This is a genomic window from Massiliimalia massiliensis (assembly GCF_900155615.1).
Classification (GTDB): domain Bacteria; phylum Bacillota; class Clostridia; order Oscillospirales; family Ruminococcaceae; genus Massiliimalia; species Massiliimalia massiliensis.
On the sequence record NZ_FUHT01000004.1, the window covers coordinates 1,048,006 to 1,063,322 of the forward strand.

Sequence of the window (15,317 nt, forward strand, 5' to 3'; positions counted from 1 at the left end):
TTATATATTGTTCTTGATTCCATCGTAGAATAATTTCCATACTGCATCAGCATCAATATCATACACGCGAACCATTTTTCCAAGATTATGGTTATGGTTAAAATACATATTTCTGGTCATCTCCGGAGCATCCACAACCTCGCTCCTCGCGCAGGAGGGATCATACAGATATGCAAAGTCTCCCATGTCAAAAAAGCCTTTATCAGCGCGCATAAAATCATCTCTGTTATCGCGGTATTGATGCAGCCATTTTCCGATCTCGCCAAGCGGTTCTAATAGCTCCTTGGTAACTGCATAATCAGCACAGATATCTGCTCCGGTGTCAAACCAGATCAGCGGCACATTTTTCTGCAGCAGGGTCTGGGCAGCAATAATATCGCCGTATACATTATACTGATCACTTCTCTCAGGCCAAAACTGAGGACAACGAGAATGAAAAACAAAACGCACTTTTGGAATAATATCAGGAGCCTTCATTACCGCACAGGCTAAATTCGTTGCTGCTCCAATCGCAACTACCCATAGCGGGTTGTCCTCGCTATACTTTCTGGCAGTTTCAATGATGAAGTCAACACCCTCGCTGTCATTGTATGTATCTATATACTGCATTGGATCCGAACCAATAAAGGTAGGACAGATTCCCTGTTTCCCAGCCTTTTCCATTAGGGTCTGCAGCACGTCATACGACAGTTGCTTGCCGCCTGCCCCGCCAGTCGCAAAATGCGTTGCCACAATTCCTTCAATATGGAAGCGCTCCGGATGATAAAACGCAATCGTCAACGCATATAAATCGTCAATTTCATTTGCTACATCAGAGTCAATAATCAAATGGATAAGCTCGCCCTTTGGCGGAATTTGGGGGATAATTCGTTCGTTATTCATAGTATATACTCCTTTTTATAATCTGTCTATGTTTTGGTATAAAGCTAACTGTGACTCAGGATTTTACACTCCCGGCGACCATGCCCTCCACAAAGTGCTTTTGCAGCAATAAGAATATCAGGATACCCGGCAGCATAACGAGCACAGAGGCCGCAAAGGCATAGTTCCAGCTCGTGCTGAACTCTTCAAAGAAATTAAAAATCGAAGGAGTCAGTGTTCGCATCTCCTTCTTTTGAAGAATCAGCATAGGCATGAGGAAATCATTCCAGATCGACATAATATTCAGAATAATCACGGTTGTAGTAACGGATTTCAGCAAGGGAAATACAATTCGAATAAATGCGCCAAACGGCCCGCATCCATCGATAATGGCAGATTCTTCCAGGGATTTGGGAATTGTTTTGATGAACCCGGTATACAAAAAGATTGCGAAGGGCGCGGCGCTGACGATATATACAATTACCATCCCATGATAGGTATTGACCAGTCCAAGGCGATAGTACATCCGCACCAGGGGAATCAGGATTGCCTGGCCGGGAATCATAATCAGCGCCAGGAAAACATAGTACATAACCTTGTTGAACTTCAGGTTATACCGCGCGATTGGATATGCCGCAAATGCCCCTACAAGCACAATCAATAAAATGGAAACCACGCAAATAAATGTTGTATTAAACAGCGTCCTGAGATAATCCAGCGTTTCCCAGGCAACCTGGTAGTTTGATAAATCAATTTCATGCGGAAGACCCACAGGATGGTACATCAAATCCCCTGAGGTTTTTAAGGAGGAGCATACCAGATTAAAAACCGGAAATAAATGTACGGCTGTAATAATAATCATAATAATTTCAATCAAAATCCGAACTCTCTTTTTGGATTTGATATATGACCTTTTAGACACGTTAACCCCTCCATTAACCATATACTGCGTCTTCGCTTTTCCGGAGGAATCCCGAAACAATCAGCGATGATACTAACACAATCACGAATAAAATTCCGGAAATAGAAGAGCCATAGCCCGCTTTTCCGCTATAGGTAAAGGTTTGGGAATACATTAAGGTGGTCAATGTTTCCGTTGCGAAGCCCGGCCCGCCTTTTGTCATGGAATAAATCTCATCAAACACCTTAAAGCCCTGAATCAGAGCGTTTAAAACTCCTACTGTAATGGAAGGTATAATCAGCGGAACAGTGATTGACTTGAACTTAGTCCAGCCCCCTGCACCGTCTATATCACTTGCTTCGTATAAATCCTTTGGCACAGACTGCAGGCCGGCAAGATAAATCACCATATATTTTCCGGCTATCTGCCAGATAGATACAACCAAAATAGCATATAACGCCAATTTAGGATTTCCGAGCCAATCCTGGTTCAAAAAGGAAAGACCCAGATATTTTTCAGCAAAGTACCCGATTCCATATTGCGGATGATACAAATAAGACCAGGTAAAGCCGCTTATAACAAGGCTGATCATTGTGGTACTTAGAATACAGGTTCTCAGCACATTTTGTGTTTTCAGTCCCATATTCAGCAAAAGTGCAAACAACAATCCGGCTGCATTTTTGAAGATAGCAGCCAGTATCGCATATATGATGGTATTTTTCAAGGCGACTGCCGCACCCTCGGTCTGAAAGAAATTAGCATAATTATCAAAGCCGACAAAGGTCATGTTTGGGTCAAGGATATCCCAGGAGAAAAACGAAAAATAAAAATTTTGTATAATCGGGATAATATTGATCAGCAGAACCAAAATGATTGCCGGCGCCATAAATAATAAGGAATATAGGAACGTTCTCTTTTTACCAATCATCTACTTCAACTCCCTGTTGAACAATTCTCAAATCTGTTTTTGTATCCTAATGGATCATACTTTTGCATTAACTCCCCACTTTGAACAAGCGGCCAATATTTGGCCGCTTGTTTAGGTAAAATACGAACCTATTTCCCAGATAAAGAAGCATATTCGTTATTCAGCCATTCGATCATTTCGTCGGTAGTGATTTCCCGCCCGACAAATTCCTGCAGTTTCTTTTTCCAGTTGTTGGACATCCCGGCAGGCCACCGGTCATGCGCTCCCAATGCAAACTTGCCGGTTTTAACAAATTCATCCTGGAAATCAATAATTGTCTGGTCGACTGTAGATACGGCAACATCTGTTAGCGGAGAGGCCATTCCCTTTTCTGTATAAATTTTCTGGTTAATCTCATTGTCGCACCATGCTTCCAGGAAAGCAATCGCCGCCTCTTTATTATCGGATTTACTGCTTACGCTATAGCCTGTGCTGCTCTTGCTGCAAGCAAAACGTTCCTCACCAGGATCGTTGACCGGAAGTGCTGTAAAGATAAGATTCATGTCAGGAGAAGTTTCCCGAACCTGCTTGACATTGTCGATAGTGTGGATCAGCATCGCGGTCTGACCGGTAGCAAACTGGGCAATTGCCTGGGAACTGTCGGTAGAGAGAAGGTTCTCGCCAAAATATCCGGCGTCTAATAATTCACCGAAGCGGTCAAAGGTTTCTCTCCAGCCTTCAAATGAAAAGTCGACTTTTCCAGAATCCAAATCCGCATCAAAATTCGGATTCACCGCATATCCGAGTGACGGAAAAGCAGAGTTGGTATATCTCATAATTACCCAGTCCTCTTTATAACCGGAGGCTAAGGGCTGAACTCCATTATCCTGCAGGGTTTTGCATACGTTTTTGAACTGTTCGTAATCTGTTGGCACTTCCAGCCCATTATCGGCTAAAATTCCCTTATTTACAAAAAGTCCTTCAGCACTAATCCCATTACATAGTGCATAGAGATCTCCATCCCAGGAGAATTCACTGTTGATTGTTTCGGGAATCCGGTCGACAAACGTACAATCATTCAGGGGTTCCAGGTATCCCTTCTGCGCATAATCTGAGGTTCTGGAGCCTGGCCATACAGTCATAATATCCGGAGCGTCACCGGCCGATAATCTCGTTTTCAGCAGAGTTTCATACTTATCAGCAGAGGCCTGGTCGTAAACTACTTCCAATCCGGGATTATCTGTTTTAATCTTGTCAATTGCAAGCTGCGGCAGATCATCGTCATTACAGATATAGATCTCAATTTCTCCCGCAGTCCCGCTTTTTCCTGAATCGGCCGTTGAACCCGAAGAGGAATTCGCCGCCTCGCCGCATGCGGACATAGTCATAACCTGCATAGCTATAACCATCACGGCAATCGCCTTTTTTAAACTTGGATTTTTCATGTTTTTCACCTTTCTTTTTTATTGATATATGGTCTTTTCTTTTATAACATCACATACCTGCATCGCTATAAAAGGAAAGATTCAATACTAAAATTATTTTGTACTCACTATCCGATTTTCTTTTGCAGAAGCTGATATGATAAAGAAAAACGAAATGCCCAAAACAATGTATGCTATATTGTGTACTAATTTGTATACAATATAGTGTGCAAATTTGTATATATATTGTATTAGGGATTTGGAGGAAACCTCGTGAGCAGTAAGGTGTTAAAAGAACAAGCCTATCATCAGATACGCAAACAGATTCTGAATCTGGAAATTCAACCAAATCAGCGAATCGTCGAACAGGATCTTGCAGAACAGTTAAATATCAGCCGAACCCCAATCCGGGAAGCGATTAACCAACTCGTAAGTGAAGGGCTGGTGAGAATGGTTCCCCGCAAAGGATGCTACTGCATCTTTATCAACCAGACACAGAAGAATCAGATTATTGACATCCGTCTTTCTCTCGAAGTCTTGGCGATCAAAACCTGCTTTCAAATCGGACTCACCCGGGAACAGCTCAATGCCCTCATTGAGCTGACAGAACGGTATCAGGAATGTGTAATTACAAAAAACTATACCAATATTCATGAATTGGATGGAGAATTTCACCATACAATTGCTTTATATACCCAGAATCAATTTCTCGTGAAATACCTGAATGATTTAGAAGGCTTTTTAACCATCATCCGCAATACTTCCTGCGGTGTTGGAAGCATCGAAAAAGCCTTATCCCACCATAAAGCGATTGTAAACGCCTTTGTGATTCATGATGAAGCGCAGGCCATTGCGGCTATGACCAGCAATATCAATAATATGCGGGACAGACCCCTGTAAAATAAAAAGAGAGAGTACAAAAAGTACTCTCTCTTTTTGAGTATGGAAATATGTTGTCAATAACAATCATAGCTTCCCTTTTATCCCTATTGCACAACTTTCAGATTACTCCACCATCCAGACGCGCATTCCTCCCGGCTTACGGTTGCCCCACGCATAATAGGGTACCGCCCGCAAGGTAACCGGCTTGCTTTCAAACGGCTTGTCGCAATAAAGCGCATCGCCTCCTTTCAGGCGCAGCCCCTCCATTGTCAGGACAGGCACTTTCCCGATATTAGAAAGCTCTTCTTCCCGTACCGTAATTTTTGTCTCCCGCGGAATCCGCAGTGCTGCCAGGTCTCCGCCGTTATCCGTTTCCTCAAAGCAGTACACAACCGGCCCGCGCATCAGCGCGACGCATCCGGCATCCGCTCTGACTTTCGGGTTTGCATACATTCTCTGTACTTCCATCTCCAGCTTCAGGTCTACAGTATCTCCCTCATGCCATTGGCGTTCCAAATAAGCGTAGCCGTCCTTTTTATTTGGCTGGACTGCTTCCCCGTTAACAGAAACTGATATATTTTTGCACCAGCCGGGAATATGTACCGCAAAGAAAAAGTCGGACTGGCCGCCAGACGGATGAATCGTATACTGGATTGCCCCATTCCAGGGATAGGCGGACTTACAATCGATCTGTACTCCGCCGCCGCATTGGAAGCTTGCCGTTCCGCCCAGGAAGGTGTGTGCAAAAACCCCATCCCGGTTTTCTCCCCACGCATATTCTCCCAGGGAGGTGAGCAGCCGGGAGACGTTCGGCGGGCAGCAAGCACATCCATACCATTTGGGACGTTCCGGAAGTACATGCTTATATTCCGGAAGGACGCCTGACACGCCCGGTACGACTTCCAATGGATTCACATAAAAGAACTGCCTTCCATTTAGCTGCATTCCGCTCAAAATACCGTTATACAGCTCCTTTTCCAAAATGTCCGCATATTCCCCTTTTACTTCCATCTCCAGCATCCGTCTGGCAAAGAATACCATAGCCACAGAAGCGCAGGTTTCAGCATATATCAGGTCATTCGGCAATTCATAGTCAATGGAAAATGCTTCTCCGTGTACGGTTGCACCAATTCCGCCTGTAATGTACATCTGCCGGTTTACAATATTATTCCATAACCGCCGGCACGCCTCCCGCAGCTCCTGATCCTCTGTTTCCGCAGCAAGGTCGGCCATGGCTGTATACATATACGTCGCACGGACAGCATGACCTACCGCTTTTTCCTGCTGCCGTACCGGCGCATGAACCTGCGCATATTTCCTATCTTCGGGATCGAGATGAAAATGAGCCCACTCTCTCTGTTTCACTTCTTCCTGAAAATATTCCGGTTCCGTTCCACGCTCATCCAAAAAATACCGGGCGGTGTCCAGATACTCTTGTTTTCCGGTCATCCGGTAGAGACGCAGTAAGGCCAGCTCTATCTCCTGATGTCCGGGGTATCCCCGTACCTTGCCCTTTCCAAAGCGGCTGCAAATCAAATCAGCAGTTTTGCACATGATATTCAGGAAGCTGTCCTTGCCAGTTGCCTCTTTATATGCTACCGCCGCCTCAATCATATGTCCGGCACAGTATAATTCATGGCATTCCTGCAAATTCTGCCATTTATGCTCCGGTTCCTTGAGGATAAAATAAGTATTCAGATATCCGTCGCTTTCCTGAGCGCGTCCGATTAGCGCAATCACTTCATCTGCTTTCTGTTCTAAAGCTGTGTTGGGCTTGATGATCAGGGAATACGCCACAGCCTCCAGCCATTTTGCCAGATCACTGTCCTGAAAGACCATCCCATAAAAATCTTCCTTTGAATCTCCGGCGGCAATTCGGAAATTTTCAATGGCATGGCTTTTTTCAGCGCCCTCTACCCGATCCTCCAACGCGTCGGCCTGATAGGGCAATACTGTCTCAACAACTAATTTCTGCAGAGGAGACCAAAATCCGTCTTTGACCGATACCTGGTTTAATGCTACTGTTCTTTGATTTTTCATCTCAAACCGGCTCCTTTCTATACAGCGCCATTTGATTAATTTTGATTAATTATTTTTAAAAATCGATTATTTTGTGTTTATTATAGTAATATATTCTTTACCTGTCAATAGATTTTTACAAAAAAGATTTGATAACCAAAATTAATCAAGATTATTTTTGATTATCTTTACTTTTTTAAAACGTTGTGGTATGATAGCCTTGATAAAGTCATAAGAAAAGAAGTGATTTTCATCATGAAGCATATCGATATTGCTAGGCAATTAAATATTTCTACAGCTACTGTTTCCAACGCGCTCTCCGGTAAAGGTCGGATGAGTGAGGAGCTTCGAAACAGGATTATTCAAATTGCAGAAGCGGGCGGATATGTCCGAAAAAGCAAACCGACTAATACGGGAAAGCGTACCGTCAATATTGTGGTCGAGCAGCTCAGCGTTGATTTCTGTCACCGCATTCTTACCGGAATGTGCCGGGCGGCCAGAGAACATCAGATCACTCTGCAAATCTACGACATGAGCATTGTCGACTACGGATACGGTATCTCACCTCCGGAGGAATGGCTGTCAGATTATATCCGCAATTTTCTGAAAAATGTTGACAATTCAGCTCTGGGAATGCTCTATGTTTCCCAATATACGCGGGATGTCTCCGGCATCCTTCCCAAGCTCCCCTATCCAGTCGTGTACGCCTATTGCTGTCCTGATGACGCCAGTATCTCCGTCAATATTGACGACGAGCAGGGCGCATATCTCGCCACCTCGCATCTGCTGGAAAAAGGCTGTCAGTCTCCCGCTATGATCTGTGGCCCAATTAACAATATCCCGACCAGCAACCGGTACATCGGTTATCAGCGAGCAATTATTGACCATGGTTTGACATTAGATCCCACCATGATCTGTATCAAGGATTGGGGAATCGATGACGGATACCGGGCGATGAAGGAGCTTATTGGCTCCGGAAAGATTCCCGATGCAATTTTTGCGCATAACGACCACCTTGCTTTAGGGGCAATACGGGCGGCGACGGAAGCAGGAATCAAGGTTCCTGATCAGCTTTCAGTGGTCGGAATTGACAATATTTTCTCAGCCTATACTACACCCGCAATCACTACCATTGCTCCTCCATTCGAAGAACTGGGCAATACGGCGTTTGAAACATTGCTGCAGATATCCTCCGGAGTGCTTCCCGTAAACAAAAAGCGCCTGCTCCCCTGTTCCTTAATCCTGCGGGACTCCGGCTGATTATTTAATTCATACTTTTACAGAAAAAAGAAGTCTTTAAATCCCTTTAATGGATTTAAAGACTTCTTTTTGGAGGCGCCACCCAGATTTGAACTGGGGGTGAAGGAGTTGCAGTCCTCTGCCTTACCACTTGGCTATGGCGCCATATGAAATTGGAGCAGGTTACGAGGCTCGAACTCGCTACCTCCACCTTGGCAAGGTGGCGCTCTACCAGATGAGCTAAACCTGCGTAATCAAAGCTGCCCGCCGAATCGAAGCTTTCATTTCTTTCAGCGACGGTTTATATTATACTATAAACCAACAGCTTTGTCAATAGAATTTTTATTTTTTCTTTGCGTTCCGGATCATTTTTTTCAAATCCTGCCTGGTGAAGTAGTAGTTCTTATTGCAGAAATGGCAGCTAACCTCCACCCGCTCCTGCTCCGCTTCCATTTGCTCCAGCTCAGCAGCTCCCAGGCTTAACAGCGCCCTTTCTACCCTTTCGCGGCTACAATCACATTTATATGCAGCATCAAAGCGATCCAGAACTTCCGGCTGAAGTCCATGCAGCAGCTTCTCACATACTTCCTCCGGTGTGATTCCGTCTGCATACATGGAAGAAACCGGCGGCAATGTCTTGAGATTTGCTTCAATCACATCAATACAGGCTTCGTCTGCAAACGGCAGAAGCTGTACCAAATAACCGCCCGCAGCCTTGACTGTCAGGTCAGGATTTACTAAAACGCCCAGGCCGCACACGGTCGGCGTCTGTTCGCTGACTGCATAATACTGTGTAATATCTTCCGCAATCTCGCCCGATACAATTGGAATCTGCCCGGAATACGGTTCTTTTAATCCAATATCCTTGATTACGCTCAGGGTTCCGTCTGTTCCGACAGCACCCTTCACGTCAAGTTTTCCATATTGGTTCAGTGGAATCTCTACAACGGGGTTCGACACATAGGATTTCACATTTCCCTTACTGTCTGCCACAGCAATCAGCACACCGGTCGCGCCGTGCCCATCCATCCTCAGCGTCAGGGAATCCGTACTGTTTTTCAGCATCGCTCCCATCATGGAAGCGGCTGTCGTCAGCCTCCCAAGCGCAGCCGTCACCACTGCAGAGGTATTATGAATCTGCTCCATCTCCGCAATCATATCAGTCGAGTCAACTGCACAGGCCATCACCGAACCGTCTGACGAAAGCGTTCTTACGATTTTTGCCATCCTTTTGTTTCTTCCTTTCACTCAGCCTTCCGATTTTTACAGAACCGGTTTTTACAGACATAAATTGCCCGTTGGGTTGTTTCTGCCGGCAGTTCAAAGGTATCGTCACCGTAAACAGCGACGATATCCATGTCCGCGGCGTCCAGCATCCCTTTGAGCTGTTCATGGGAATACGCCCGCTCCTTAAACTCCTCCTGATACCGGTCATAGCAGTCACCATCCGGGTCATATTCAAATAAATCCAGCGTAATGTGAACCAGATTATCCTGCTCCAGTTGGTTTTGCCATACACAGTAAATATCATCCAGATCATAAACAAAGGTCTGGTTTGCCAATACATGTTGATGCTTATAAACAGTATTGACGTCAAAAACAAATAAGCCGTCCTCATTTAAAAACAGGGAGACGCGCTGAAAAATCTGCTGGACAGTTTCCCTCTCCGTTACATGGTTCAGGCTGTCCAACGCGCATAATACAATATCCACTGTCCCATAGAGATCCAGCTCCTGCATGGGCTGACAGAGATACAGCACATCACTGCCGTTTTCCAGCTTTTTTTCCTGCGCCATCTGCAGCATTTCCTCGGAGGCGTCTACCCCGATTACCTCATAGTCAAGGCGTGCGAAATACTCGCTCAAAGAGCCTGTCCCACACGCCAAATCAACTAATATTCCCTTTGTTTTCCCCTGCTGGAGCATGATCTCATGGAAATAGGCCCCACGTTTCTGATAATCGATATTCTGCGTTAAAGAATCATAGCTATACGCAAACTGGCCATAGCCGAACTCACTCATCTTTTTTCATCCTGTCAAACACAATGCTGTATCCGTCAGAACCATAATTTAGCGAACGGTTCACCCGGCTGATCGTCGCTGTGCTGGCACCGGTTTCTGATACAATATCGCTGTACACGCGATTCTCGCTTAGCATCTTTGCAACCTGAATCCGCTGCGCCATTGCTTTGAGTTCCGGTACGGTACATAAATCTTCAAAGAATTTATAGCAATCATCCATCGTTTCCAAGGCTAAAACCGCCTGGAATAAAAATTCCACATTCATTTCTTTTAATTTAGGATTCAATGTGCTCAATCCACCTATCTGTAACGAAATTTTATATCATATAGTTTAACATATTAAAGCGTGAATGTAAACCACTTTTCTGAAAATTATTTGTGAAGAAAGCTTTTTACGCGGTTAAAGGATTCCTCTGTCGCAATCAGGTACCAGATATCTCCTTCCTTCAGCGTTGCATACGATCCAGGGGATAGGATCAATCGGTCATTTCGTTTGATTGCGATAATCGTCGCCATAGTATTCTGCCAAAAATTGATTTCACTGGCTGTTTTCCCCAGATATTTCATATCCCTGGTAATCACCAGTTCAAAAGGGATGAATGGATTCACATTCCGGAAACGTTCAGTGCTGTCAATCAGGTCATTGACCTTTTCCTTCAGCAGCCTTTCCTGCTCCTGATGCTGATGAAGCAGATCGAGCAGCTCCTTTTTCAAGCTATTCAAATTATAGATATTGCTGTATTTCTCCTGGAACCCCCTTGCCTTCTCTGCAGAAGCCACCTCAATCCCAATTCCCTGGTGGATCGTTACAATCCCGACATCCTCGAGGATATAGACCGCCTTGCGGATCGTTTCAGGTGAAACATTATAGTAGCTGGCCAAGGTGGAGCGTCCCCTGATCCGTTCCTTTTCCTGGTATTTTCCGGAAGCAATCTTTGCCGCCAGATCAACGGCAATCTGCTGATACACAGGGCTTTCAATCCGTGTCCTACTCATATCTGTTCTCCGTTCTTGATCATCGAGCCATTTTTTTCTATTATATCTGCTTCTATCCGGAAATTCAAGGTCATTCGATAAAAAAGGTTCTATCGGTTCACACCGGAGTAAAAAAGACACCCCGGTTCACACCGGAGTGTCTTTCCACGTTATGTTAATGCTTAATCTTCCACATATGGAATTATTCTGCGTGCGGTGCACCTACCGGACATTCGCCTTCGCAAGCTCCACATTCGATACAAGTGTCAGCATCAATAACATATTTGTCGTCACCAGCAGAAATTGCGCTTACAGGACATGCAGCTTCACAAGCTCCACAGCTGATGCATTCATCAGAAATAACATATGCCATTGGTCAATACACCTCCTTAATTTTCTACCTCATATTGTATCACAAACATTCCCATCTTTCAATACTAAAATGATGGAAATTATCCATTTTAACAAATTGTCCCAGAAAAGTTCTATTTATCTTCTAATTCTTTTAACGCAGCAATTTCATCCCGGTTCACACGGATGTGGGCGTCCCGCACCAGAACTACGTCATCCCGATGAAACGATCTCGGCGCCGCGTCCGGTTTGTCATCCAGCCGCACCTTCAGCGCTCCGGTTAATACATTGACCTCTATCACGCGTCCCCGGCCGTCCGGCGTTTTGACCACAGCGCCTGCCTTCGGCGTAATAGAAAGCAGCTCGTCGTAAACATTCTGCTCGTATTTCAGGCAGCACATCAATCTCCCGCAGGTACCGGAAATTTTCGTCGGGCTCAGGGACAGGCTCTGCTCCTTGGCCATTTTAATTGATACCGGCTGAAATTCCCCCAGGAAGGAGGAACAGCAGAACGGCCGCCCGCAGATTCCGAGTCCGCCAAGCATTTTAGACTCATCCCGCACACCGATCTGGCGCAGTTCAATTCTTGTCTTGAATACACCGGCCAAATCCTTTACCAAATCCCGGAAATCCACCCTTCCGTCGGCGGTAAAGTAAAACAGGATTTTATTATTATCAAAGGTATATTCTACCTCAACCAGCTTCATATTCAATTTGTGCTTTTCAATCTTGCTGACGCAGATATCGAAGGCTTTTTTCTCTTTAATTTTATTATTTTCTACCGTTTTGAGGTCTTCCTTGGTTGCAAGCCGAACCACTGCTTTGAGCGGGGAGATAATCTCTTTATCCTCCACCATACGGTTAGCAATGGCCACTTCTCCGCATTCCAACCCACGCGCGGTTTCTACAATAACATGCTCCCCAACCTGTGCCTTTTTGCCGTTCGGGGCAAAATAGTATACCTTTCCTACGCTTTTAAACCTTACACCAATAACTTCGGTCATTCTATCCTCCAAAAATAGTGCGGCACAGAATTTTCCTATGCCGCCCAGTTTCCATGTATTATGCTATAATTTTCCGCATCTCTGAACAACAATATGCGCTGACCAAGCTTCCATTTGCATTGGTCGACAGCTTTTCCCGGATTTCCTCCGTCAGGCCAATCAAGGCGATTAGCTGTCGTTTTTGCAGACAGGCCTGAATAGCCCGGGCCTGCTTCCCGCTTCGTCCCAGCAAAGCCTGCCGAAGCACCTGGAGAAATTCTCCCAGAAGCTGTACCTGCTTTGCTTTATCCTTTTCATAAACGGCCAGCGCCTTTAACAGGTCGTATTCCCGTTTTGCCGAAACTGCAGAACAAAGCAGCTCCAGCGTCCCTGATATTTCAGAAAGCTCCGGTAACGAAAGCCGTTTTTCCGCTTTGCCAAGATTTCCACCGCTCGCTTGGGCAGCGCGCAGGCACTCCTCCAACGGCGTTTCCGGAAACCGTTTCCTGAGCCAAAGAGCTGCAGATTCCTCCGGTACCGGATACAGCTCTACCGGAGACACCCTCGACACCACCGTTTCCGGCAATTGGTCAAGATGCTCTGCTGTCAATATAAAAATAGTATGAAGGGACGGCTCCTCCAGCGTTTTGAGAAACGCATTAAAGGCCTCCTCAGTCATATGCTGAATATTTGCAATCAGATAGATTTTCAGCTCTCCGTCATTGGGCTTAACCACACAATCCTTCCGGATTTCCCGAATGGATTCCACATGGATGGAGCCGCGCTTTTCCCCAATCAGGATTTTCAAATCAGGATGCACCTGATTCTCTACCTTTTTACAAGACCGGCAAACGCCGCATGGCCGTCCACTCCGGGCTGTGCAGAGGAAGGCTTTTGCAAACAGCATGGCAAAAGTCCGCTTTCCCAAGCCCTCTTCCCCGTAAATGAGATAAGCATGATGATTAGCCCCTTTCACCGCGTGCTTCAGCACCGTCATAGCGGATTCATTGCCGGCAAATAAACTGCTCATCTAGATTTTTTCAAATCTCTCGACATTAGTGACAAAAATGGTCGCGCCGCCAACGGTCACTTCTACCGGGAACGGAGTATAGGAGCCCAACCCATAAGTCGCTGAGGACGGTACCATCTGTTTTCTCTTTTTGCTGTTCGCCTTGATAACGTCGATCGCTTCTTCCACCTTGTCGTCATCGGTACAGATCATAAAGGTCGTGTTCCCGGACATGAGGAAACCGCCTGTACTTGCCAGCTTGGTGGCAAAAAAGCCGCTCTTGGTCAGTTGTTTGGAAACAACTGTACTGTCGTCGTCGCTAACAATCGCATAAATTAATTTCATAACCGTTACCCCCTATGGATTCAATTTCTATTATCATTTTAACACTTTTAGCGTGAAATTTCCACTCTTTTTACAAATATTTTTTATTTGTTCATGAATCCGCTCCCCGGCTGTCACGACCGGTACACCAGGCGGACAGGCGGCAACTGTCTGCGCGCTGACCCTTCCCACAGCCAGGTCAGCCGGCACAGACTCCCAGGGCAGTCGTGCTGCCTGAAAAGCAGGCATCACTGCCTCAGGCAGGCAGTAAGGTGTATCCTCCCATGTGATCGGCCTGCCGGGCGTAATCTTCTTCAGCGCTTCAGACAGCCGGTTCCAGTCACGCTGGGTCAAAAACGGCGTCGCCATCAAAACCACATAATACGGATTTGCATATTCCGGCTCTATTCCGGATTGCCGGAGCTTGGCGGCAAGCTCCAGCCCGTCCCAGCCTGTCCGCCCCGCGTCGATAGTCAGCTTCGCATAATCCGCTTGATTGTCAAGGCAGGCGATCCCCTTCTGCTTCATCAGCCGGCGCATTTCCATCATCTCACCGCGCAGCCTCTCATAGCCGCGCGGCGCTTCTTCCGCCAGATAGCGGTTGGCCAGGTCCAGGGAGGCAAGAATCAAATAAGAGGGACTGGAGGAGGAAAACAGCGCCATCCGTTCCTTGGCATCCTGCTTTGTCCACGGGCAGTTTTCCCCCAAATGGAGATATGCTCCGCCTGTCAGCACAGGCAGCGTTTTATGTGCGCTGTCGCAGCATACAGCAGCGCCCTGCTTAATCGGATGAGTTTCTCCCAGCGTCAAATAAGCGCCATGAGCATTGTCACAGCAAAGCGGAACGCCGTGCTTTTTACATACCCCTGCAATCGCGTTAATATCTGCTGTATTGCCCAGGTAATCGGGCGAGGTAAGATAGACCGCAGCCGCCTTCGGACAATCACACAGGGCCCGCTCAACCTGATCCGGCGTAACCGCACCGCAGATCCCATACGGATCAGTATGAGAGGGCAATACCCACCGGACGTTTATCCTCAGCAGCAGACAGGCGTTGTAAAAAGCCATATGAGCGTTTCTGCCGGCGATTACTGTATCTCCCCGTCCCGAAATGAGCGATACCATAGCCTGGATTCCCAGCGTTGAGCCTTGCGTGCTGTACAGGGTCGCCCTGCTTCCAAACAGTGTTGCAGCCAGCTCCTCCGATTCTCCGATGATCCCTTCAGCCTGAGCTAATACATCGGCGCCCTCGATTTCGGTGATGTCATAGCGGCTTACATCTTGAAAAAACGGATCGAACGGATGCCTTCCCTTATGTCCGGGCATAAAGAAACGGGAAATGGTACTGTCAGAAATTTGCTTGACAAAATCATAAATCGGCGTACTGCTCATCTCGCCCGTTCCCACCTTTCAGAAATCTT

General features: G+C 46.2%; 16 protein-coding genes and 2 tRNA genes. 2 read left to right on the forward strand and 16 right to left on the reverse strand.

Going from position 1 to position 15,317, the window contains the following annotated elements:
- From CZ360_RS13635 to CZ360_RS13650, 4 genes are all read right to left on the reverse strand, one after another.
- Nucleotides 1-882, reverse strand: coding sequence for a nucleoside hydrolase (locus CZ360_RS13635; RefSeq protein ID WP_077534753.1), 882 nt, complete (start codon nucleotides 880-882; stop codon nucleotides 1-3).
- Between the two features lie 55 nt (nucleotides 883-937).
- On the reverse strand, nucleotides 938-1,783 hold the full coding sequence (locus CZ360_RS13640; protein WP_159438313.1) for a carbohydrate ABC transporter permease: 846 nt from the start codon (nucleotides 1,781-1,783) through the stop codon (nucleotides 938-940).
- A gap of 13 nt (nucleotides 1,784-1,796) precedes the next feature.
- Nucleotides 1,797-2,690 carry a carbohydrate ABC transporter permease gene (locus CZ360_RS13645; protein ID WP_077534755.1) on the reverse strand — a complete coding sequence of 298 codons (894 nt, stop codon included), beginning with the start codon at nucleotides 2,688-2,690 and terminating at the stop codon, nucleotides 1,797-1,799.
- A gap of 128 nt (nucleotides 2,691-2,818) precedes the next feature.
- Nucleotides 2,819-4,114: an ABC transporter substrate-binding protein gene (locus tag CZ360_RS13650; RefSeq protein ID WP_077534756.1), complete on the reverse strand. Its 1,296-nt coding sequence runs from the start codon at nucleotides 4,112-4,114 to the stop codon at nucleotides 2,819-2,821.
- 252 nt (nucleotides 4,115-4,366) lie between these two features.
- On the opposite strand from CZ360_RS13650, the gene CZ360_RS13655 reads away from it, so the two are divergent.
- The gene (locus CZ360_RS13655) at nucleotides 4,367-4,993 is read left to right on the forward strand and encodes a GntR family transcriptional regulator (protein WP_077534757.1); all 627 of its coding nucleotides are present in this window, start codon (nucleotides 4,367-4,369) and stop codon (nucleotides 4,991-4,993) included.
- Nucleotides 4,994-5,098: 105 nt separating this feature from the next.
- On the opposite strand, the gene CZ360_RS13660 is transcribed toward CZ360_RS13655, so the two are convergent.
- Nucleotides 5,099-7,015: a glycoside hydrolase family 127 protein gene (locus CZ360_RS13660; protein ID WP_077534758.1), complete on the reverse strand. Its 1,917-nt coding sequence runs from the start codon at nucleotides 7,013-7,015 to the stop codon at nucleotides 5,099-5,101.
- Between the two features lie 234 nt (nucleotides 7,016-7,249).
- Between CZ360_RS13660 and CZ360_RS13665 the strand changes: the two genes are divergently transcribed.
- Complete coding sequence (locus CZ360_RS13665) at nucleotides 7,250-8,254, forward strand: LacI family DNA-binding transcriptional regulator (protein WP_077534759.1); 1,005 nt, start codon at nucleotides 7,250-7,252, stop codon at nucleotides 8,252-8,254.
- A 70-nt stretch (nucleotides 8,255-8,324) separates the two neighbouring features.
- Here CZ360_RS13665 and CZ360_RS13670 read toward each other — a convergent pair.
- The 11 genes from CZ360_RS13670 to CZ360_RS13720 form a co-directional block, all read right to left on the reverse strand.
- Nucleotides 8,325-8,398 (reverse strand) — tRNA-Cys (locus CZ360_RS13670).
- Between the two features lie 9 nt (nucleotides 8,399-8,407).
- Nucleotides 8,408-8,483: transfer RNA gene (locus tag CZ360_RS13675), tRNA-Gly, on the reverse strand.
- A gap of 92 nt (nucleotides 8,484-8,575) precedes the next feature.
- The gene (gene hslO / locus CZ360_RS13680; RefSeq protein WP_077534760.1) at nucleotides 8,576-9,460 is read right to left on the reverse strand and encodes an Hsp33 family molecular chaperone HslO; all 885 of its coding nucleotides are present in this window, start codon (nucleotides 9,458-9,460) and stop codon (nucleotides 8,576-8,578) included.
- A gap of 17 nt (nucleotides 9,461-9,477) precedes the next feature.
- Entirely contained in the window at nucleotides 9,478-10,254 is a 777-nt protein-coding gene (locus CZ360_RS13685; protein WP_077534761.1) for a class I SAM-dependent DNA methyltransferase, read from the reverse strand.
- Nucleotides 10,247-10,540: a YerC/YecD family TrpR-related protein gene (locus CZ360_RS13690; RefSeq protein WP_077534762.1), complete on the reverse strand. Its 294-nt coding sequence runs from the start codon at nucleotides 10,538-10,540 to the stop codon at nucleotides 10,247-10,249. Before CZ360_RS13690 ends, CZ360_RS13685 begins: the two co-directional genes overlap by 8 nt.
- Before the next feature lie 86 nt (nucleotides 10,541-10,626).
- Nucleotides 10,627-11,250 (reverse strand): GntR family transcriptional regulator, encoded by a 624-nt coding sequence (locus tag CZ360_RS13695; protein ID WP_077534763.1) that lies wholly within the window; start codon nucleotides 11,248-11,250, stop codon nucleotides 10,627-10,629.
- 181 nt (nucleotides 11,251-11,431) lie between these two features.
- Entirely contained in the window at nucleotides 11,432-11,602 is a 171-nt protein-coding gene (locus CZ360_RS13700) for a DUF362 domain-containing protein (protein ID WP_077534764.1), read from the reverse strand.
- A 112-nt stretch (nucleotides 11,603-11,714) separates the two neighbouring features.
- Nucleotides 11,715-12,584, reverse strand: a complete 870-nt coding sequence (locus tag CZ360_RS13705; RefSeq protein ID WP_077534765.1) for a PSP1 domain-containing protein — start codon at nucleotides 12,582-12,584, stop codon at nucleotides 11,715-11,717.
- Between the two features lie 58 nt (nucleotides 12,585-12,642).
- Nucleotides 12,643-13,593, reverse strand: a complete 951-nt coding sequence (locus tag CZ360_RS13710; RefSeq protein WP_077534766.1) for a DNA polymerase III subunit — start codon at nucleotides 13,591-13,593, stop codon at nucleotides 12,643-12,645.
- Nucleotides 13,594-13,917, reverse strand: coding sequence for a cyclic-di-AMP receptor (locus tag CZ360_RS13715; RefSeq protein WP_077534767.1), 324 nt, complete (start codon nucleotides 13,915-13,917; stop codon nucleotides 13,594-13,596). It abuts the gene before it with no gap.
- A 33-nt stretch (nucleotides 13,918-13,950) separates the two neighbouring features.
- Entirely contained in the window at nucleotides 13,951-15,288 is a 1,338-nt protein-coding gene (locus CZ360_RS13720) for an aminotransferase class I/II-fold pyridoxal phosphate-dependent enzyme (protein WP_077534768.1), read from the reverse strand.
- Nucleotides 15,289-15,317: the final 29 nt, after the last annotated feature.

Excerpts from the sequence above, each read along its gene's own strand:
- CZ360_RS13645 (WP_077534755.1), bottom strand. The coding sequence starts at position 2,690 with ATGATTGGTAAAAAGAGAACGTTCCTATATTCCTTATTATTTATGGCG.
- CZ360_RS13695 (WP_077534763.1), bottom strand. The coding sequence starts at position 11,250 with ATGAGTAGGACACGGATTGAAAGCCCTGTGTATCAGCAGATTGCCGTT.
- CZ360_RS13650 (WP_077534756.1), bottom strand. The coding sequence starts at position 4,114 with ATGAAAAATCCAAGTTTAAAAAAGGCGATTGCCGTGATGGTTATAGCT.
- CZ360_RS13720 (WP_077534768.1), bottom strand. The coding sequence starts at position 15,288 with ATGAGCAGTACGCCGATTTATGATTTTGTCAAGCAAATTTCTGACAGT.
- CZ360_RS13705 (WP_077534765.1), bottom strand. The coding sequence starts at position 12,584 with ATGACCGAAGTTATTGGTGTAAGGTTTAAAAGCGTAGGAAAGGTATAC.
- CZ360_RS13715 (WP_077534767.1), bottom strand. The coding sequence starts at position 13,917 with ATGAAATTAATTTATGCGATTGTTAGCGACGACGACAGTACAGTTGTT.
- CZ360_RS13665 (WP_077534759.1), top strand. The coding sequence starts at position 7,250 with ATGAAGCATATCGATATTGCTAGGCAATTAAATATTTCTACAGCTACT.
- CZ360_RS13700 (WP_077534764.1), bottom strand. The coding sequence starts at position 11,602 with ATGGCATATGTTATTTCTGATGAATGCATCAGCTGTGGAGCTTGTGAA.
- CZ360_RS13710 (WP_077534766.1), bottom strand. The coding sequence starts at position 13,593 with ATGAGCAGTTTATTTGCCGGCAATGAATCCGCTATGACGGTGCTGAAG.
- CZ360_RS13660 (WP_077534758.1), bottom strand. The coding sequence starts at position 7,015 with ATGAAAAATCAAAGAACAGTAGCATTAAACCAGGTATCGGTCAAAGAC.
- CZ360_RS13635 (WP_077534753.1), bottom strand. The coding sequence starts at position 882 with ATGAATAACGAACGAATTATCCCCCAAATTCCGCCAAAGGGCGAGCTT.
- CZ360_RS13685 (WP_077534761.1), bottom strand. The coding sequence starts at position 10,254 with ATGAGTGAGTTCGGCTATGGCCAGTTTGCGTATAGCTATGATTCTTTA.
- hslO (WP_077534760.1), bottom strand. The coding sequence starts at position 9,460 with ATGGCAAAAATCGTAAGAACGCTTTCGTCAGACGGTTCGGTGATGGCC.